This is a genomic window from Streptomyces sp. 142MFCol3.1 (assembly GCF_000424945.1).
Taxonomy (GTDB): domain Bacteria; phylum Actinomycetota; class Actinomycetes; order Streptomycetales; family Streptomycetaceae; genus Streptomyces; species Streptomyces siamensis.
Genome location: NZ_AUKV01000007.1, coordinates 89,265 through 108,644 on the forward strand (window position 1 = coordinate 89,265; position 19,380 = coordinate 108,644).

At 72.1% G+C, this 19,380-nt stretch carries 13 protein-coding genes; 5 read left to right on the top strand and 8 right to left on the bottom strand.

Translation table 11 applies throughout. The features are described from left to right. Nucleotides 1–72: 72 nt before the first annotated feature. The 3 genes from H305_RS0111880 to H305_RS0111890 all read right to left on the bottom strand — a co-directional run bounded on the left by H305_RS0111880 (nucleotide 73) and on the right by H305_RS0111890 (nucleotide 4,071). A complete protein-coding gene (locus H305_RS0111880; protein ID WP_028800572.1) occupies nucleotides 73–1,011 on the bottom strand; it encodes an NAD(P)/FAD-dependent oxidoreductase in 939 nt (312 codons plus the stop codon). A 112-nt stretch (nucleotides 1,012–1,123) separates the two neighbouring features. Next, on the bottom strand, nucleotides 1,124–3,283 hold the full coding sequence (locus tag H305_RS0111885) for an AGE family epimerase/isomerase (RefSeq protein ID WP_028800573.1): 2,160 nt from the start codon (nucleotides 3,281–3,283) through the stop codon (nucleotides 1,124–1,126). Between the two features lie 101 nt (nucleotides 3,284–3,384). Continuing rightward, nucleotides 3,385–4,071, bottom strand: a complete 687-nt coding sequence (locus H305_RS0111890; RefSeq protein WP_028800574.1) for an NAD(P)H-binding protein — start codon at nucleotides 4,069–4,071, stop codon at nucleotides 3,385–3,387. An 878-nt stretch (nucleotides 4,072–4,949) separates the two neighbouring features. Here H305_RS0111890 and H305_RS45555 point away from each other — a divergent pair. After that, nucleotides 4,950–6,113: a transposase gene (locus tag H305_RS45555; protein ID WP_063611317.1), complete on the top strand. Its 1,164-nt coding sequence runs from the start codon at nucleotides 4,950–4,952 to the stop codon at nucleotides 6,111–6,113. 212 nt (nucleotides 6,114–6,325) lie between these two features. On the opposite strand, the gene H305_RS0111900 is transcribed toward H305_RS45555, so the two are convergent. Further along, nucleotides 6,326–8,347: a helix-turn-helix domain-containing protein gene (locus H305_RS0111900; RefSeq protein ID WP_028800575.1), complete on the bottom strand. Its 2,022-nt coding sequence runs from the start codon at nucleotides 8,345–8,347 to the stop codon at nucleotides 6,326–6,328. A 40-nt stretch (nucleotides 8,348–8,387) separates the two neighbouring features. Continuing rightward, complete coding sequence (locus H305_RS0111905) at nucleotides 8,388–9,497, bottom strand: transaldolase family protein (protein ID WP_037763563.1); 1,110 nt, start codon at nucleotides 9,495–9,497, stop codon at nucleotides 8,388–8,390. Nucleotides 9,498–9,739: 242 nt separating this feature from the next. On the opposite strand from H305_RS0111905, the gene H305_RS0111910 reads away from it, so the two are divergent. The 4 genes from H305_RS0111910 to H305_RS45560 are packed head-to-tail and all read left to right on the top strand — an operon-like array spanning nucleotide 9,740 to nucleotide 14,334. Beyond that, nucleotides 9,740–10,912 (top strand): 3-deoxy-7-phosphoheptulonate synthase, encoded by a 1,173-nt coding sequence (locus H305_RS0111910; RefSeq protein WP_028800577.1) that lies wholly within the window; start codon nucleotides 9,740–9,742, stop codon nucleotides 10,910–10,912. Nucleotides 10,913–10,934: 22 nt separating this feature from the next. Further along, a complete protein-coding gene (locus H305_RS0111915) occupies nucleotides 10,935–11,732 on the top strand; it encodes a 2,3-dihydro-2,3-dihydroxybenzoate dehydrogenase (RefSeq protein ID WP_028800578.1) in 798 nt (265 codons plus the stop codon). Between the two features lie 50 nt (nucleotides 11,733–11,782). Then, nucleotides 11,783–12,409, top strand: a complete 627-nt coding sequence (locus H305_RS0111920; protein ID WP_028800579.1) for an isochorismatase family protein — start codon at nucleotides 11,783–11,785, stop codon at nucleotides 12,407–12,409. Next, nucleotides 12,406–14,334 (top strand): anthranilate synthase family protein, encoded by a 1,929-nt coding sequence (locus H305_RS45560; RefSeq protein WP_078629003.1) that lies wholly within the window; start codon nucleotides 12,406–12,408, stop codon nucleotides 14,332–14,334. The genes H305_RS0111920 and H305_RS45560 overlap by 4 nt, the downstream gene beginning before the upstream one ends. A gap of 376 nt (nucleotides 14,335–14,710) precedes the next feature. Here H305_RS45560 and H305_RS45565 read toward each other — a convergent pair whose 3' ends face one another. From H305_RS45565 to H305_RS0111940, 3 genes are read right to left on the bottom strand one after another with little or no spacing between them, the layout of a single operon-like run. Then, nucleotides 14,711–16,159 (bottom strand): class-II fumarase/aspartase family protein, encoded by a 1,449-nt coding sequence (locus H305_RS45565; protein ID WP_051370535.1) that lies wholly within the window; start codon nucleotides 16,157–16,159, stop codon nucleotides 14,711–14,713. Continuing rightward, the gene (locus H305_RS0111935) at nucleotides 16,156–18,141 is read right to left on the bottom strand and encodes an FAD/NAD(P)-binding protein (RefSeq protein ID WP_028800580.1); all 1,986 of its coding nucleotides are present in this window, start codon (nucleotides 18,139–18,141) and stop codon (nucleotides 16,156–16,158) included. Before H305_RS0111935 ends, H305_RS45565 begins: the two co-directional genes overlap by 4 nt. Beyond that, entirely contained in the window at nucleotides 18,138–19,376 is a 1,239-nt protein-coding gene (locus H305_RS0111940) for an FAD-dependent monooxygenase (protein ID WP_028800581.1), read from the bottom strand. Before H305_RS0111940 ends, H305_RS0111935 begins: the two co-directional genes overlap by 4 nt. Between the last annotated feature and the right edge of the window lie 4 nt (nucleotides 19,377–19,380).

The window sequence follows — 19,380 nt, forward strand, 5'->3', positions numbered from 1 at the left end:
GCAGTTAAACGGGGAGTCAAATCTGTGCCCGGTCAAGGGGCGTACTCTGTCGAGTCGCACTCCGTGGCCGGATCAGGCGGCCTTCAATTCGGCCGGGTACAGGAAGTAGTTGGCGGCCGAGGCGGCCTGGGAGCCCTCGTGCACGGCGGCGCTGACCTGGTGCGAATGGAGCGAGGAGACGTCACCGGCCGCGTACACCCCTTCGGCCGACGTCTTCTGCTCGGTGTCGACGGCGATGTGGCCGCTCGGCGCGAGCGCGAGACCGAGCGAGCCGGCCAGGGCGATCTCCGGGGTGGCGCCCTGGATGCTGAACAGGGCGTCCGCCTTCAGGTGGTGTCCGCCGCGGGTCACGACGGTGCGCAGCATGCCGTCCTCCCCCTCCACCGAGTGGATCCGGTCGTGCAGGACGGGGATGCCGGCGGCGTCCAGGCGCCGCCGGTACAGCGGGCTGATCTCGTCGCTGCGGCTGTTGGTGAGCAGCTGGATGTCGTCGGTGAGGCTGTGCATCTGGAGCGCCTCGGCGGCGGTCGCGTCGGTGTGGCCCGCCATGAGGACGCGTTTGCCACGGTTCTCGTAGCCGTCGCAGGCGATGCACCAGAACAGGGAGCGGCCCACGTAGGACTGCCAGCCGTGGAAGTGCGGGAAGTGGTCGAGCACACCGGTGGCGATGACCAGCGTGCGGCCGGTCCAGAAGCCGGTCTGCGCGTGCACCGTGAACCCGCGCCCGGCGTCGCCCTCGGCGCGCACGACGGCGTGGTGGACGATGCGGGCCTGCGGGTAGGCGGCCAGTTGCGCGCGGCCCAGCTCGCGCAGTTCGACGGTCGGGATGCCGCCCGGGAAGCCGAGGTAGTTCCGGTTGACCTGGTGATGGGTGGAGCGTCCGTGTCCGGTGTCGAAGACCAGCACACGGCGGTTGTAGCGGGCCAGGCACAGGGCGGCGGACAGCCCGGCGGGGCCACCGCCGACGACCAGGGTGTCGGCGTCTGGAACCGATGGGGCCGTGGTGGCCATGGGGTGAACCTCTCCGTCCGTCCGGGACTTCGGATGCCGGGCGCCGCCCCCGCCGGGCGGGCGGGGGCGGCGCCCGCTGCTCAGGGCGGCGGGTCTCCCGCCGCCCGCTTCGTCACTCGTCGTCGCAGCGTGCGTGCGGGTCGGTGAGGAAGGCGTCCGTGGCGGCCAGGGCCCGGGTCACCTCCGGCGGGACCTCGCCGACGATGACGAAGTCGACGTCCAGGCCTGCCTTCGTGCGCTGGAACAGCAGCTCGTTGATGGGCTCGCGGGAGATCTCGGTGACCCGGCACATGTGGAACTCGACCCGCTCGGGCCGGGCCTCCAGCGCTTCGTTCAGCGTGCGCCGCAGCTTTTCCAGCGAGTCCCGGCCGAGGACGCCCTCACAGGAGACCCGCGCGGTCCTGCCGTCGAAGCTGCTGGAGATCCGCATGGGCATCTCGGTGGGCTCGATCTCGACGCGTACCTTCAACCGCTCGGTGGACTCGGGCAGTTGTACGGTGAGGTTCTTCGGGTCGAAGTCCTCGTAGCGCTCGCCGTCGATCCACACCCGGGCGAGCCGCACGGCTTCCCTGGGCAGCAGGTCGGGCGCGACCCGCAGCGTGCGGCCCGGGAAGGACGCGGGCAGCGGCCGGAAGTGCAGGGTGAGCACGTTGTCGCCGACCAGCAGGTTGCCGTAGGTCGCGGCGAGGTAGCACAGCTCGAGGGAGTGGTAGCCCGCCATGGCGTGGCTGCCCTTGAGCCGCTCGGTGCCGAGCAGGTAGGGGATGCCGTTGGCGAGGACGTTGAAGTACACACCGCCGTCCTCGTAGTCGAGGAAGAAGGCGTTGTAGAACGATGCGGCCTCGCGGGCGAGCCGCCGGTGGTCGGGGTCTCCGGTCGTGCCCGCCAGGATGAGGTAGGCGAGGATCGACTGCTCCTGCTGCCACCAGGCCTTGCGGTCGTGCCAGATCAGCCGGTGGTCACCGAAGCGGGGATCGGCGCGCCGCTCGACGACGTCGTACCAGCCGCCGCGCTGCTGGTCGCTGCCGACCGCCGGCATGATCTCGGCGATCCGCTCGGCGAGTGCCACGTACTCCGGCTTGGCCACAAGGCTGTTGATGCGCATGAGGTTCCACGCGATCTTCAGGTTGTGGCCGACGACCGCGCGGTCCTGCTGCCAGCCCCAGGTGCGGTCGGGGCTCCAGTCCTCGTGGAAGCGTTCCTGCACGAAGGGGCTGTTGGGCTCGTCCGGGAAGTGCCGGACGATGGTGTCGGCGGTCTCCTCCAGCATGTCGGCCAGATCGGAACGGCCGGTCGCCAGGTAGGCGTTGATGAGGTAGGCGGGAGCGTGGTCGCCCACCGAGTTCCAGTTCTTGCGGGCCCGGTTGCGTCCCAGGGAGTCCGCGCGCGGGTCCATGGTGATCGGGTCCAGGTGCGAGAAGTAGCCGCCGCGGACGTAGTCCTTGAAGTAGCGGTGGAACAGCTCGACCGTCCGGTCGATGTCGGCGGCGATCCGCGGATCGCCGGTGATCCGGTACGTCTGGGTCGGTCCCGCCAGCGCGTAGATCTGCTCGTACATGGGGATCGCGTCGAAGTCGTCCCCGAACTCCGAGGCGAACACCTTGCGCTGCCCCGCCCCGGTGATGTCGATGCCGTGGTACCAGTAGACGATGCCCTCGCGGTCGTCGGCCACCTGCATGTGCTCGCGCAGGTACTCCGTGCCCGACTCGGCCGCCTCCAGGAAACGGTCCTCACCGGTCAGCAGGAAGGCGGTGGCGAGCCCGTACACGAGGCGGGAGATCGTGTCGGTCTCCTGCCGCACGTCCTGTCCTGCACCCTCGGGAAGGTGGGTTCCGCTCAGCGTCAGGTGCGTGCGGAAGTTGCGCCAGTCGTAGACCTCGCCGGGGAACTGGCCGCGCAGATAGAAGTCCGCGATCTCGCGGGCCTGATGGACCCACCATTTGGGGTCCTCGAAGACGTAGGAGCCGCGGTGTTCCTCGGGGAAGGTGATGTTGCGGGCCTCGATGCGCGCCCCGCCGTCCCATTCGTAGAAGATTCCGTAGACAAAGACGTAGCGGCCCTCGGCGAGCATGTCGAGGGTGGCCTCGCTGGTGTCGCGGTACCCCTCGGCGAGATTGCGCACGATCTGGGAGCCCAGGAGGCCGTCCAGGTGGATCGTGAACTCGCGCCCGTCGGTGGTCCGCAGGCCGAAGCGCTGGTGAGCGGGCTCGTAGGCGCTGACATATCCGGCGATGCTGTCGCTGTACGTACGGCGTATCTCGGGTGCACTCATCGAAGGGTGCCTCCATCATCGGGGGGTGCCATGAGCAGCACGGCGCTGTCTCCATGGGGGTGGAAAGGTGTGGCCGTGGACAGGGGTCTCCCGTCCCCGGCTCAGCCCACGGGAATCCGGTCCCAGTCCAGTGCGGCGAAGGAGGACTCCCAGTCGGTGACCGCGGGTCCGGTCTCGTTGAAGAGTTCGAAGGTCACGCCGATCGCGGAAGGGCAGTACATGGCCTGGATGCAGGCTTCCGCGGCATGCTGCCGCGAGACCTGGCCCGTGGCACGGTCGCCCTGCACCAGGCGTACCCGGGAGCCGGCCCGCTGGTCGTCCACGAGCCAGCCGGGGCGCACCACGGTGTGCGAGAGGCCCGACTCGCGGACCTCGTCCTCTCCCGCGCGGCGCCAGTCCAGCACTTTGCCGTAGGCGTTGAGCGGGTGGCCGTAGTGCGTGGCGTGGATCTGGCTGACGAGGACCACGTGCGGACGGCGGCCCGTGCGGACGGCAGACCGGAGCGCATGGCGCACGCCCAGGTACATCGTCGTCTCGGGCCGGTCCGGCCCGGTGTCGTCGGTGCCGGGAGAGACGCAGTAGACCAGCGCGGAACAGTCCGCGAGCGGTGCGTCGAGCGAACCCGGTTCCCGTACGTCGGCCGCGGTGTAGGTCACTCCCACGGGCAACGCCTCCCGGGGCGCGCCACGGCCGACCACGCGGACGCGCTCACCCAGGTCCAACAGCCTGCTCACGACCAGACGCCCGAGCCGGCCCGAGCCTCCGATCACCACCACCGGGCTGTCCATCGATTCCTCCTCGTGCTGGGGCGGTTCATCCAGGGACGGTTCATCTGGGTACGGTTCGTCGCGGACCGTTTCGTCGGGGACGGCGCCACGATCGTGGTGCCGCGGGTCGTCGGGGGCGGCCGGCGCCGGACGGTGTCAGGCGCGCCGGGCCGTCGGCAGGGCGTCCGGCTGTGCCGGTTCCCTCCGACCACAACCGGCCGGCATGACGGCCTCGGTCCGGCTCGTCGCCCCAGGCATGCAGGCCTCCCCGCTAGTCGCAGCCTCTCCGTTCGAGATGGAACCCCGCGGTGTCGAATGCTGTCAAATGCCTTGTAAATTAAGGTCGGACCTCGTCAACTCGGCTTCGTCGAATCTCATGTGGGGCTGCGAAAGCGGGAATTCCCGACCGGCGTGCGGCCGGTCGACCACGGCATCCGGCGGCTGCCGCGGGCGGGCCTGCGACACCCGCCGGGACCGGGGCGGACGCCCCGCGACCCACGCGAGCCTCGCACCGGCAGCCGGCCCGAGCCGAGCGCCGGTGCGCCGCAGCCTGCGCGAGCCGAACCCCCCGCACCCCGACAACCCGCGCGAGCCGAACTCCCCGCATCGAACACGCATCGCGGCGCGATCCGGAGCCGGCATCCCGCCGCAGCTGGACCCGGGACGGGTCCCCGGAGCGGACGCACCGTCGGAGCCCCTCTCCGGGCGCCCGGACGCGGTGGTCCGGACACCGTCCGGAGGGCCCTCGTGGTGGGCTCCCCACCATCGCGGCCCGGGACGGTTGCGCGGTCACCGCGACCGCCCCCAACCGTGTGTCCGGACCACCTGGGCATGGCACTGAGTGCCGCGCACTGTGGAGCCAGCTCAACAGAGCGACTCCGAACCGAGGTGGGATTCCGATGAGCGGCACCGAACTCTCTTCCACGTTGTTCGCCACCTTCCCGCGCAGCGATCAGCGCAGGAAGGGCGAGGAATACATCCAGGGCCTCCTTGCCACCGAAGGGCGCAAGTCCATAAGGAACATGGCGGCTCCGGCCGGCGGATCGGCCCGCGAACAGAGCCTCCACCACTTCGTTTCCAGTTCAACATGGCACTGGATGCCGGTCCGCAAGGCACTCGCCCAGTACGTCGCACGGACCGTCGCCCCGGAGGCCTACGTGATCCGCCGCATGGTGATCCCGAAGGCGGGCGACAACTCGGTCGGCGTGTACCGGCGTTACGTCCCCGAGCTCGGCCAGATCCGTGGCGTGCAGCAGGCCGTGGGCGTGTGGGCGGCGGCCCAGGAGTCCAGCGTTCCGGTCAACTGGCGGCTCGACATCCCGCAGGACTGGCTGGACAACGGCCTCCGCCGGCGACAGGCCGCCATCCCGGACAGCGTGCGCGAGGAGTCGCCGGAGGAGGCCGCGGTCGAGGCCATGCTCGCCGTGCGGGACTGGGGGCTGCCGGCCCGGCCGGTGGTCATGGACGCCCGCGACATGGACGCCATGTCCGTCGTGCGCCGCTTCCGCTCCTCCGGCGTCCCGCACCTGCTCCGCGTCAGCGGTTCTCTGCGGCTGACGCCCGCGGACCCGGCGCAGATCGGCCGCCCGGCACCGGAGTCGATGCCCGCGCAGCAGATCATGTCCGCCGCCAAGCTGCTGCGCCGTCCCGCGGTGTGGCGCGACCACAGCCCCGAACACGCCATGCGCACCAGCCTGGTGGCCGCGGTCCGCATCCGCGGTGCCTCCCGGGCCCCCGGCATGCGGGGCGGCGGGGACATGCTGCTCATCGGCATCGGCGACAGCGGCAAGGCGTGGCCGGCCGAGCTGTGGCTGACCGACCTGGTCGACATGAACCCCGTCGCCCTGCTGCGGCTGACCAAGCTTCTCGGCCGGGTCGACCGGGACTTCACGGAGATCTCCGAGCAGGTGGGCATCCGCGACTACGCGGGCCGCTCCTTCAACGGCTGGCACCGGCACGCCACTCTGGCCTCGGCCGCCCACGCCGTCGCGGCGCTCGACGGGACGTACGGAACGTACGACGAGGAGCTGCGCAGCGGCGGGGGCGTGCGTCAGGCCTCCTGAGGCGGCCCGGCCCGCCGCGCCGCCAGGACTCGCCCGCGGGGGGACGAGGTCCCGTCACGGCCCGGGCCCACGGACGCACTCGCCGCCGGCGGCCCCCGGACCACGCCTCACGCCTCACGCCTCACGCCTCACGCCTCACGCCTCACGCCTCACGCCTCACGCCTCACGCCTCACGGCTCACGGCTCACGGCTCACGGCTCACGGCTCACGGCTCACGGCTCACGGCTCACCAGATGGTTGCGGATTCTCAACAGCCGCAGCGCCAGCTGCACTTCGAGCGCCCGTCCGGGCTGCTGCCAGTCCGGGCCGACCAGTTCGCTGATCCTTTCGAGCCGCCGGGCGACCGTGTTGGGATGGACGTGCAGCCGCCGCGCCGCGTACGTGGGGCTGGCCCCCGCCTCGAAGAAGGCCTCCAGCGTGTGGGTCAGCTCGGAGAGCCGCTGCTCGTCGTAGGCGAGAAGCGGTCCGAGGACCGACTGGATGTACTTCTCGGCGTCGTGGGTGTCGGACAACAGCAGCCCGAGGAAGCCCAGTTCACCGGCCGAGCCGGCCCTTCCCACCGCCCCCAGCGCCGTCATCGCCTCCAGGCAGCGCACCGCCTCCTGGTAGCTGTGCCGCACCCCGGCCGGGTCCGCGACGGGGCCCGAGGCGGCCACCGTCACCGGATGGCCGAGCAGCGGCGTCAGCTCGCCGGACAGCGCGCGGGCCGCGGCGCCGGGATCGGTGCCCGGCAGCAGGAACACCGCCGTGCCGTGCCGGATGCTCTTCAGGCCGCTCTTGCGGTAGGCGTACGAGGCCGCCCACACCGAGGCCCTGGCCGGGGTCTCCTCCTCCGGCCGGGCGACGACGACCACGTGCGGGCCGTCCAGTTCGACGCCGAGCCTGCGCGCCCGGGTCCGTATCTTCTTCGGTGACAGGTCGGGATGAGTGAGCAGCTCGTCGAGGAGGTCGTCACGCACCTGCCCCTCGGCGATCGCCGCCCGGCTGTTCTCCAGCAGCATCAGCACCGCCATCGCCTGGGTCGCGAACCCGAGCAGCTGTGCGGCATGGTCGGTGAGCGGCCGGTTGGGGTGCACCAGGACGGTGCCGAGGTCGACGGTGCCGGTGCAGATCGGCGCGGCCCACATGCCGTCCTCGTCCAGCGGTACGGGATGGCAGGCGCCGTGCGCGTCCAGGGCACCGGCCGCCGCGTGCTCCCACTCGACCTCCGGCACCTCGCCCGCGGTGGCGAGGACCACGCCGTCGGAGCCGCAGATCCGCACGGCGCCGTCGAGCAGCTTGCTGGTCTCCTCCGCCACCTCGTTCAAGTCGCCGCCGCCGAGCACCAGTTGGAGCATCCTGGCGTGCGCGTCACCGGACTCCCGCAGTGCCGCCGCCCGGTCCAGGAGCCGGGCCCGTTCCAGGGTGGCGCCGGCGAGTTCGCCGTACGCGCTCATCAGCGCCACCTCGTCGGCGGTGAAGTGCCGCACGGTCCGCGCGGCGATGTGCAGCACGCCGAAGGGCCGGGTCTGCCGGTTCAGCGGCACCGCCATCACGGTGCGCAGTCCCTCCGCCCCGATCACCTTGTCGACCGCGGCACTGCGCTCGATCCGCTCGTCGGTGAGGTAGTCCGGGGTCCAGAAGGGCACCGGGTCCGTCATCGCCATGCTCCCCGGCCCCTCGCACACCGGCAGGGTCAGCCCGACGTCCAGGCCGGCGATCCGTCCGTCCGAGGCGTGGACGCGTACCCGCGCCGTGGCCGGCTCGCCGGCCGGCGCGTCCTCGTCCCGCGCGCCGGCGGGAGGCGCCCGGTGCGTGAGCGCTCCGTTCCGCGAGCCCGCGGGGGCCCGTGACGCAAGCTCCGAAGGCTCCCCGTCCTCGTGCGCCGAAGGGTCGCGCCGGCCCGCGTCGTCCTCCTCGCGGAAGCAGACGTACGCCATGTCGAGGCCCAGCAGCAGCCGTGCGCGCCGGGCGATCACCTGGACCAGCGTGCTCTCCGGCTGGTGCACGGCGCCCAGGTCGCGCGCGGCCTCCAGCAGTGTGGACAGACCGCTCTCGCGTTGCCGGTGCCGCTCCCAGCGCGAGGAGATACTCAGCCCGAGCCGTGCGGCGCGCTCCAGCTCCGCGAGCTCCGCGGCATCCACGCCACGCACCCTGGCCTCGTCCACGAGGGAGGTGAGACGGTCGCCGGAGGCTCCCGCCGCCAGCAGTTCCAGTACGGCGGAACTGGCGTCCCGCGTCGGCTCCTGGGACACACTGCCTCCCACTCCCCCGCACGTGTGCTCTGGTGTGTCGCTATCGGGCGCCGTGCAGCCGCAGTTGGGTGCCCACCGTCCCGCGGAGTGCTTCCCACGACCGGACCAGCCGTTTCTCGCCATGCGCGGCGAGCCTCCCGGCGACCGCCTCGAAGCGTAGGCCGGTCCGTTCGAATTCGTCCAACACGCGAAGGGCCTCCCAGCGACGGCCGTCGAGCGTGTCCCCGCACGGCGTTCCCCACCTGTCGGCGGCGACCAGGGAGCGCAGCGGAAGAGCCAGCGCGGTGTGCCATCCGACCAGTCGGGCCGCGTATCCGGCCTGGTCAGGAGTGTGCGGTCCGTCCACCGTCCAGAGCAGCCGCTGCGGCCTGGCGCCCGCTGCGGCGAGCCTGCGCCAGCGGTCACTGCCCAGCCGCGCGTCGTAGTCGTGGTACATCAGCCGGGCGAGTGCCAGGGCGGTCCCGCCACGCAGCGCGTCCGCGGCGGGGGTACCCAACTCGGCCAGTCGCGCGTCGCATTCGGTGTCGATGCGGTGCACCGGCGCCGAGGCCAGCGAGACGATGCCGTGCAGTGCCCGGCCGGCGTCCCGCGCGATCTCCAGTCCCGCGCAGTAGGCGTCCGCGACCTCCCGGTAGCGCCGCGGTGTGTAGATCTCGACCGCGTGCACTCCGATGCCCCGGCCCACGCAGTCCCTGATGGCCGTGAGCCCTTCGGCGGTGGCCGGGATCTTCACCAGCGCGTTCTGGCGGGCGACGGCGGACATCAGCGCGGTGGCCGCGGCGACGGTGGCCGCGGCGTCGTGGGCGAGCCCCGGGTCGAGGTCCATGGACACGTGCCCGTCGCGGCGGCCCGTGGCCTCGTGGACGGCGCCGAGGTCGTCGCAGGCCAGGCGCGCGTCCTGGGTCTGCAACGCCCTGAGCGCGGCGCCGACGTCCGTCCCGTCGCGGGCCAGCCGGGCCAGCTGCGGACGGTAGGCGTTGTCCGCGGACAGGGCGGCGGAGAGCAGGGCGGGCTGCGCGGTGGCGCCGCGCACGCCTTCCTCGGCCGCCAGCGCGGACAGCCGCCGCGCCTGGAGAAACCCACGGTGAAATCCGTTCAGCCATGGGGAAACGCCCTCGGAAATGAGACGACGCAGAATTCCGCCCCGCATAACCCCTCCCGGCGCCGTGATTGAGGACGACGGGTCAGCATGCGCGGTCCTTCCGCACTGCGCGACCTCGCTGCGCGGACAATGTCAACTCGTGCTGCGCGGGCGCCCGTCGGGAAGCGCGGGCGACCTGATGGACATGCGCTTCATCTGACGTATTAGCCGATGCGTCGTTGGCCGATACCCGCCGCCCTCGCACCCTTTGTCACCAAGGAGCACCCGTAGGAACAGCCTTGGAGACAACCGTGGACATTGATCTGCCCAGTGTCCGATCGCGGACTGCGCTGCAGCAGCCGGATTGGGACAGGACAGAGTTGATCCGTTCGGTCAGAGGGGAGTTGTCGAACAGTCAGGCACTCGTCGGTCACGACGACGTCACCGCGTTGCGCGACCTGCTCGCGCGGGTGGCCGTCGGTGAAGCCCATGTGGTCCAGGCCGGGGACTGTGCGGAGGACCCCACCGAATGCACCGCGGGCTATGTCGCCCGCAAGGCCGGCTTGCTGGACGTGCTCGCCGGCACCCTAAAGATGATCACCCATACGCCCGTGGTCCGGGTCGGCCGGATGGCCGGCCAGTTCGCCAAGCCGCGTTCTCGGCCCACCGAAGTGATCGGAGGCACCGAACTCCCCGTCTATCGCGGGCACATGGTCAACAGCCCGGAGCCAGACCCGGAGCTGCGCCGGCCCGACCCGCGCCGGCTCCTCGACGGCTACGCGGCCGCCCAGGAGGCCGTACGCCATCTCGGCTGGCTCGACGACGGACGCCCGTCGGTGATCTGCCCGCCGGTGTTCACCAGCCACGAGGCCCTGCTCCTCGACTACGAACTCCCCATGGTCCGCCGGGACGAGGAGGGCCGGCTCCTGCTGACCTCCACCCACTGGCCGTGGATCGGCGAGCGCACCCGGCAGCCGGACGGCGCCCATGTCGCCCTGCTGTCCCAGGTCGTCAACCCAGTGGCCTGCAAGGTCGGTCCCACCATGTCGGTGCGCGACCTGCTGACGCTGTGCGAACGGCTCGACCCGCACCGGCGGCACGGCCGGCTGACCCTCATCGCACGGATGGGAGCCGACCTGGTCTCCGAGCGACTGCCCTCGCTGGTGTGGGCGGTGCGCGCCGCCGGCCATCCGGTCATCTGGCTCACCGACCCCATGCACGGCAACACGGTGACCGCCCCCGACGGGCTGAAGACCCGCTTCGTCGAGACGATCGTCCGGGAGGTCGAGGGCTTCCAGTGCGCGGTGCGCACCTCCGGCGGCATCGCCGGCGGACTGCACCTGGAGACCACTCCGGACCACGTCACGGAGTGCGTCACGGGCGTGGACGACATCGACCACGTCGGCGACAAGTACACGAGCTTCTGCGACCCGCGGCTCAACCCGGTCCAGGCCGCATCCGTGGTCTCGGCCTGGCGCGGATGACCGGACCAGGGAGGTCCCGCACATGGAGAACCAGCAAGAAAACGAGGAATGGGAGAACCGGGTCGCCCTCGTCACGGGCGCCGCGGGCGGCATAGGCGCCGCGGTGGGCCGCGCGCTCGCCGAACGGGGCGCGACGGTCGCGGCCGTCGACCGTGACGCCGACGCGCTCGGCGAAACGGTGGAGAAACTGCGGGCGGACGGGCTGCGGGCCGAGGCGTTCGCCACCGACGTCAGCAGCAGCGCACAGGTCGAGGCGACGGTCGACGCCGTCGAACGACGGCTCGGCCCGGTCCGGTATCTGGTGAACGCGGCCGGCGTGCTGCGCCTCGGCGAGGTGCGCGGCTTCAGCGACGAGGACTGGCAGACCACGTTCGCGGTCAACGTGAACGGCGTCTTCCACGTCAGCCGCGCGGTCGTGGACCGCATGGCGGAGCGCGGCAGCGGGGCGATCGTCACGGTCTCCTCGAACGCCGCGGCCACCCCGCGCACCGAGATGGCCGCGTACGCCGCGTCCAAGGCCGCCGCCACCATGTTCACCCGGAGCCTGGGGCTGGAGGTGGCCCGGCACGGGATCCGCTGCAACGTCGTCGCGCCCGGCTCCACCGACACCCCGATGCTCAGCTCGATGTGGCACGACGAGTCGGGCCCGCGGGGGACTGTCGAGGGCCGCGCGGACGCCTTCCGTGTCGGTATCCCGCTCGGCCGCATCGCACAGCCCTCGCACATCGCCGACGCCGTGGTCTTCCTGCTCTCGGACCGCGCCGCACACATCACCCTGCACATGCTCACCGTCGACGGCGGCGCGTCGCTGGGCGCCTGACCCTCCACAAGGCGCCCGACCCACGCAGATCCGAAGGGACTTCCACTGCCATGGCAGGCATTCCGACCATCGAGCCGTACGCGATGCCCGCGCCGGGCGACCTGCCGCCGAACACGGCGGCCTGGTCCGCGGACCCGGACCGCGCGGTCCTCCTCGTCCACGACATGCAGCGCTACTTCCTCAAACCCATACCCGACCAGGGGCCGGCCGACGAACTCGTGTGCAACGCCTCGCTGTTACGGGACCGCTGCGCTGAACTCGGCGTCCCGGTCGCGTACACCGCGCAGCCGGGCGGCATGGACGCCGGGCAGCGCGGACTGCTCGCCGACTTCTGGGGTCCGGGCATGCGGGTGGACCCCGCGGACCGCGAGGTCGTCGAGCCGCTGGCGCCCCGGGAGGGCGACTGGATGCTCACCAAGTGGCGCTACAGCGCCTTCTTCAACACGGATCTGCTGGAGCGGATGCGCACGGCCGGCCGCGACCAGCTGATCATCTGCGGTGTGTACGCGCACGTCGGTGTGCTGATCACCGCGACCGAGGCGTTCTCGCACGACATCCAGCCGTTCGTCGTCGCCGACGCCGTCGCCGACTTCTCGGCCAAGGACCACCGCACCGCACTCCACTACGCGGCCCAGCGCTGTGCCGTCGTCATCCCCGCAAAGGAGGTCTTCGCATGACCGGCGCTCCGCGCGACCTGCTCGACCAGGTGCTGTCCGGGCAGCCGCCCGCGTACGCCCTGGTCCACCGGCCCGCCGCCACCGGCCGCGCCGCACTGGAGGTGCTCGTCGGCGAGGTGAGCGAGCCGGAGACCCTCGACGGTCTCCCGCTTCCCGCCGCTTCCGCACCCGGCCACGAGGTGCTGGCGCTCGTCCCCTACCGGCAGATCGGCGAGCGCGGGTTCGACGTCGCCGACGACGGGGCGCCGCTGGTCGCCATGGCGGTCACGGAACAGCAGACCCTGCCGGTGGCCGACGTGCTGGCGCGCATCCCCGACGTGCCGATCCGGCTGGCCGGCGGGCACTTCGACATCGACGACGCGACGTACGCGGACACGGTCCGCCGGATCATCAAGGAGGAGATCGGCGAGGGCGAGGGCGCCAACTTCGTCATCAAGCGGTCCTTCACGGCCGACATCACCGGCTACTCGCCGGCGAGCGCGCTCACGCTGTTCCGCAGGCTGATGGTGCAGGAGTCCGGCGCGTACTGGACCTTCCTCGTGCACACCGGGACCCGCACGCTGGTGGGCGCGAGCCCCGAGCGGCACATCAGCGTGCACGGCGGTACGGCGGTGATGAACCCCATCAGCGGCACGTACCGCTATCCCGCCGCCGGCCCGACCCTGCCCGACGTCATGGACTTCCTCGCCGACCGCAAGGAGGCCGACGAGCTGTACATGGTCGTCGACGAGGAACTCAAGATGATGGCCAGGATCTGCGCGACGGGCGGCCGGGTGGTCGGACCGTATCTGCGGGAGATGGCCCGGCTCGCGCACACCGAGTACTTCATCGAGGGCGAGACGGACCGCGATCCGCGCGAGATCCTGCGCGAGACGCTGTTCGCGCCGACGGTCACGGGCTCCCCGCTGGAGAGCGCGGCCCGTGTCATCCGGCGGCACGAGCCGAACGGCCGCGGTTACTACAGCGGTGTGCTGGCCCTCATCGGCCGTGACGCGCGGGGCGGGCGGACGCTGGACTCCTCGATCCTGATCCGTACGGCGGACATCTCCGCCGAGGGCCGCCTCGCCATCGGCGTGGGCGCCACCCTCGTGCGCCACTCCGATCCGGACTCCGAGGTCGCGGAGACGCGTGCCAAGGCGGCCGGGCTGCTGGCGGCGCTGGGCGCGGAGGAGCCGGCGCGGTTCGCCGAGCACCCGAGCGTGCGGGGTGCGCTGGCCGCGCGGAACACCACGATCGCCGGGTTCTGGCTGGCCGAGGGCGCGCGGCAGGCTCCTGTGGCGGACGGCCGTAAGGTCCTCGTCGTGGACGCCGAGGACACGTTCACGGCCATGATCGCGCACCAACTGCGCTCCATGGGACTGCTGGTGACGGTACGCCGGTTCGACGAGCCGTACTCCTTCGACGACCACGACCTGGTGGTCATGGGCCCGGGTCCGGGTGATCCGCGGGATCTGTCCCACCCCAAGATCGCGCATCTGCGCGCGGCCGTCCGTACGCTCCTGGACTCCCGCAAGCCGTTCGTCGCGGTCTGCCTCAGCCATCAGGTCCTCAGCCTGGAGCTGGGGCTCGACCTCAACCGGCGTGCCGTGCCGAACCAGGGGGTCCAGCGGGAGATCGACCTCTTCGGGCGCCTCGAACGGGTCGGCTTCTACAACACGTTCGCCGCGCGCAGCGCCGCGGACCGGCTCGACGTCCCCGGCGTCGGGGAGATCGAGGTCTGCCGTGATCCCGGCAATCGCGAGGTCCACGCGTTGCGGGGGCCCGGGTTCGCGTCCATGCAGTTCCACCCGGAGTCGGTGCTGACCCAGAACGGGCCGGCCGTGATCGCCTCCCTCATCGAGGACGTCCACGCCCCCCTGCGGACCGAGGACGTCCACGCGCCCCTGCGGACCGACGACGTCCACGCCCCCCTCCAGACCATCTGACCCCGTCCCCACAGGCCCCGGCCCTTCCCCCAGGGGGCCGGGGCCTTCCCCTGTCCGGGTCCCGCACCGGACGTCTCCCGCCCCCGCCGCCCCTACCCGTCCCTTACCTCGGGGGCGCCGCCCCCGGCCCCCCGAATCGGCCTGAGCGGCCTCGTCCTCAAGCGCCGGACGGGCTGGAACTCTCCGGCCTCCCGCGTGTGAGACAGGGGCTGAGAATCAGCCCCTCCGGCGTTCGAGGAGCGGGGTCCGGGGGCGGAGCCCCGGGGACGGGACGGGTAGGGGCGGAGGGGGCGAAAAGACTGGAGAGGCCCTCCCCCGGGTGTCCGGGGAAGGGCCTCTGTCTTGAGGCGGGACGGGCGACGCCCTCGGGCGGCGGCTACGCGGCGTCGCGTTCGACGGTCGGGGCCGGCGGCAGGCCCAGGGCCCGGTCGACCAACGCCCCCGCACCCCCGGTGTATCCGCCGGGATCGCACAGGGCGCTCAGCTCACCGGCACCGAGGAGGCGGGCCACGGCGGGCTCGTCGGCCAGCACGTCGGGCAGCGGCCGGCCCGTCTCCCGGGCCGCCGTCACCGCGTCGCTCAGCAACTGCTTGGCCCGCACCTTGCCCAACCGGGGCGCGAGGACTGCGGCGATCCGCTCGGAGACCAGCTGGGCCCCGCTGTGCGCGAGGTTCTCACGCATGCGGCGCGGACTGACCTCCAGCCCCTCGGCGAGCTCCACGGCGGTGTGCGCCGCGCCGCCCACCAGCCGCAGGCACTCCCGCAGCAGCTGCCACTCGGCGTGCCAGGCCCCCGCCGACCGCTCGTCCTCGGAGAGCAGACACTGCGTCAGTCCGGCAGCCATGACCGGCACTTGGAGTGCGGCGGCGCGCATCAGCGTGGCCAGCACGGGGTTGCGCTTGTGGGGCATCGCGGAGGAGCTGCCGCGTCCCGCCGCCGTGGGTTCGGTGACCTCGCCGACCTCGGTGCGGGTCAGCGACTGCACGTCCACGGCGATCTTGCCCAGCGCGCCCGCGGTGAAGGCCAGCACCGCGGCGACGTCGGCGACGGGCGTGCGCAGCGCGTGCCAGGGCAGGACGGCCGGAGCGAGTCCCGTCTCGGCGGCGAACGCCTCGACGAGACGGTCGAGGTAGTCGCCCGCCTCCCCCACCTCGCCGTCGAGCGCCGCGTACTCCAGATAGCCGGCGAGCGTTCCGGCGGCGCCGCCGAGCGACACCGGCAGACCCCCGTCGAGGACCCGCTCGACCCGCAGCGCGGCGTCGAGGACCAGTGCGCGCCATCCCGCGGCCTTGAGACCGAAGGTCGTCGGCACCGCCTGGAGGGCGAGCGTACGGCCCGCCATCAGGGTGTCGCGGTGCTCCAGGGCCAGTGCGCCGAGCGCGTCGGCGACGCGCTCGAGGTCGGTGTGCAGCAGCCGCAGTGCCCGCGCGGTGACGAGCATCGCCCCGGTGTCGAGGATGTCCTGGCTGGTGGAGCCCCGGTGCACGTACTCCGCAGCGCCCTCGTCGCGCTCCGCGACGGCCCGGGTGAGGGCCTGGACCAGGCCGACCACGGGGTTGGCGGTCTCGCGGGAGGCGAGTGCGAGGACCCGCAGGTCGAAGCGGTCCGCGCGCGCGGTGCGGGTGATGACGTCGGCCGCGGGTTTCGGCACCGTCCCGAGCCGTGCCTGGGCACGGGCCAAGGCGGCCTCCGCGTCGAGCATGGCCTGGAGCCATGCCCGGTCGCAGACGGCCGCCTCGGCGGGGGTACCGGCACGCACGGGGGACAGCAGACCTGAGTCGGTCGGCACGTCCGCGTCCAGATGTGCGTCCAGTGGGTGGGTCACACGATCACTCCTGTCAGGTCGGTGTCGGTCTCGTCGGTCACCGGCCGTACGCCCGCGGGGACCTGGGACGCCGGCGGCAGTCCGAGGACGGCACGGGCGATCGCGTCGGAGTCGCCGAGGGTCACGGAGTCGACGCCGGGCCGGATGCCGGCCGCGGTCACCCAGTGGACGGACTCGGTGGGCACGCCGTAGGCGAAGCGGCGCGGGTGCGCGCGCCCGCGGGCGTCGAGGAGCCGGTTGGGCCGCTCGGTGACGGCGAGTCCGCCGGTCTCGTACGTGGTGCCGCAGCTGCCGTCGATCCGGAACGGGCCCGCCTGCTCGGTGTTGATCAGGTGGCTGAGCAGCGGGTCGTCGGTGCGCCGGATGTCGGGCTCGGGCAGCCGGGCCTCGATGAGCGCCGTGGCGCGCACCGGAGTGCCGGGCACGGCGCTGGAGTCGGCGACGAAGACCTGGTTGCGGGTGTCGAGCCGCACCTGGGTGCCCGGTCCGGTGACCTCCAGGACGCCGGCCTCGATGAGCGCGACCATCTGCTCGATGCGGGCGGCGGGCGGGCCGATGGACAGGAAGGCGTTGAGCGGTGTGTACCAGCCTTCCAGGTCGTCGCGGTGCGAGTTGCCCTCCAGGCCGCCGTGGTCGACGGCGAGCCGGATCTCGTTGCGCAGGTCGCGCAGGACGTCGAGAGCGGCCTTGAGCGGTCCGCTGACGTTGCCGGAGCGGGCCGCGGTCACGTCGGCGCGCAGGTAGTCGAGGAGCCACTCCTGGAACTCGTCGCGGTCGGTGAACTTCCGGCTGCCGTAGGGCCGGGAGAGCTTCTCCCAGTCCCAGCGCTCGGTGCCGCCGATGCCGTACGAGTCGAGCAGCGCGTCGGGGCTCTCGCCCTCCGGCAGGGCGAGGTAGGCGCTCACCAGCGCGTCGCGGTCCTCCTCACGGCCCTTGGCGGACAGCAGCGTTCCGTAGAAGACGCTCTCCACCTCACGGGAGATGTACGGCCACAGGTCGGCGGTGAAGTTGATGCGCTCGCCGTCCTCGGAGCGCTTGCGGAGGTCCTCGATGTACTGGCCGGTGAGCAGTTTCGGGTAGTAACGCCCGTACGCGCCCTTCTCGTTCTCTCCGCGCGCGTGGTACGGGACACCGCGCCGGGAGAAGGCGTACAGCTTGGGCTCCCGGCCGGAGGGGTGGTAGACGAGCTTGCCGTCCTCCTCGACGAAGCTGCCGCCGCGGCCGAGGGTGAACAGGGCCATGTGGTCGAAGAAGTTGAGGCCGAGGCCGCGGATCAGGACGTTCTGGCCGGGCGCGACGGAACCGAGGTCGGCGTCGGCCGGGTTGCAGGGCGTGATGTAGGTCAGGTAGTGGATCCGGGCGAGGCTCGCGGTGCGGGCCTCGCGCGGTGTGAGGCGCGCCGGGAGGTGGCCCTGCGCCAGGATGATCGCGTCGAGCTGGTTCAGACGGGTGCCGTCCTCCAGGCGCAGGCCCTGCGGGCCGCCGGGGACGCCGTGCGTGTCGGCCATGGCCACCGCGCGGGAGGCGTGCACCGTGATGGTGACATGCTGGGGGGCGCGGGCGACGACGCGCTTGAAGGCATCGTGCAGGTAGCGGCCGTAGAAGGCGCGGCTGGGGTACGAGTCGGGGCCGAGGCGCTCGGCCTCGTCGAGGGTGTCGTTGTCGTAGCCGCCGAACTGGCCGATCAGGGAGAGGCCCTGGGCCCATTCGTACAGGCTCGGACCCGGCTCGATGGGGCCCTCGATCTGCGCGCTGTCGTCCGTGTAGACGGTGATCTGCGAGGCCACCGTGTTGGTGAGCAGATGCCGGGACTGCTCCGCGCGCCAGACCGCGCCGGCACCTGCCGGGGACGGGTCCACGACGTGCACGACGACTTCCGTGTGCGTGGGCCGCTTGCGCTCGCCGGCGCACAGGCGCTCCAGTACGGACAGTCCGCGCGGTCCGGCACCGACTATGGCGACCTGGAGACGGCTGCTGCTCATTCCTGAACTCCGTTCTGATTCGGGTGGGTGGGAAGGTAGGCCGGTGCGGGGGTGGTGGCGCCGAAGTCCCGGGCGCCGTGCATCCAGGCGACCTGGTCGTGCAGTTGTCCGGGGGTGAGCTTGGAGAGGAGGGCGTTCCTGGCGAGCGCGGCGCCCCCCGCGGGGTGCCACAGCCGGGTGCTCTCGCGTGCGGCGAGCTGGATGGCGGCGGTGCGTTCGCGGCGGTCCGCGGTGTACTTCTCGAAGAGCTGGGACACGTCGTCACCGCTGCCGTCCTCCAGCAGGTCACCGAGGTGGACGGCGTCCTCCAGGGCCTGGCAGGCGCCTTGTGCCGCGTAGTGCAGCATGGGGTGGGCGGCGTCGCCGAGCAGGGCGACGCGTCCGTCGGTCCAGGTGTCGACCGGGTCGCGGTCGACGAGCATCCAGGACCGCCAGCCGTCGCCGAGCTCGACGAGACGCTGCGCGTCCTGGCCGAGGGTGGCGAACTGCTTGCGTACGTGGGCCTTCTCGACGGGCACTCCGGCGAAGGCTCGGGTGCCTCCGTCGTCCTTGCTGCCCGCGAGGTTGAGGTACTTGCCGCCGGCGATCGGGTAGTGCACGAAGTGGCAGCCGGGGCCGGTCCACCACACCACGGAGGTGTCGCGGCGCAGTTCCGGCGGCACCTGGTCCATGGGGATGACCGCGCGGTACACGGTGATCCCGGAGACGCGGGGTTCGCCGTCGCCGACAAGCCGTGCGCGGACCGCGGAGTTGATGCCGTCGGCGCCGATCAGGGCGTCCGCGTGGACCCGTTCGCCGTTCTCCAGCACGGCACTCGCGCCGGTGGTGGTCTGCTCGTATCCGGTGACGGCGCTGCCGCCGCGCAGTTCGACGGTGTCCCAGGCCCGGCAGGCGTCGAGGAGCACGGCGTGCAGCTCGGCGCGGTGCACGACGACGTACGGGTTGCGGAACCTGCGGCGGTACTCCTCGGTGAGCGGCACGCTGGTGACGTGTTCGCCCGTCACCCCGTCCATGAACCGCAGTTCGTCCATGCGGACGGCGAGGGAGCGTGCCTCGGCGCCGACGCCGAGCCGGTCGAGCGCGTGGATTCCGTTGGGGGCCAGCTGGATGCCGGCGCCGATCTCGGCGAACTCGGGGGCCCTTTCCAGGACTACGGCCCGGTGCCCGCGGCGGGCCAGGCCGAGCGCGGTGGCGAGCCCGCCTATGCCACCGCCGGTGATGACTGCCTCGATCATGGTC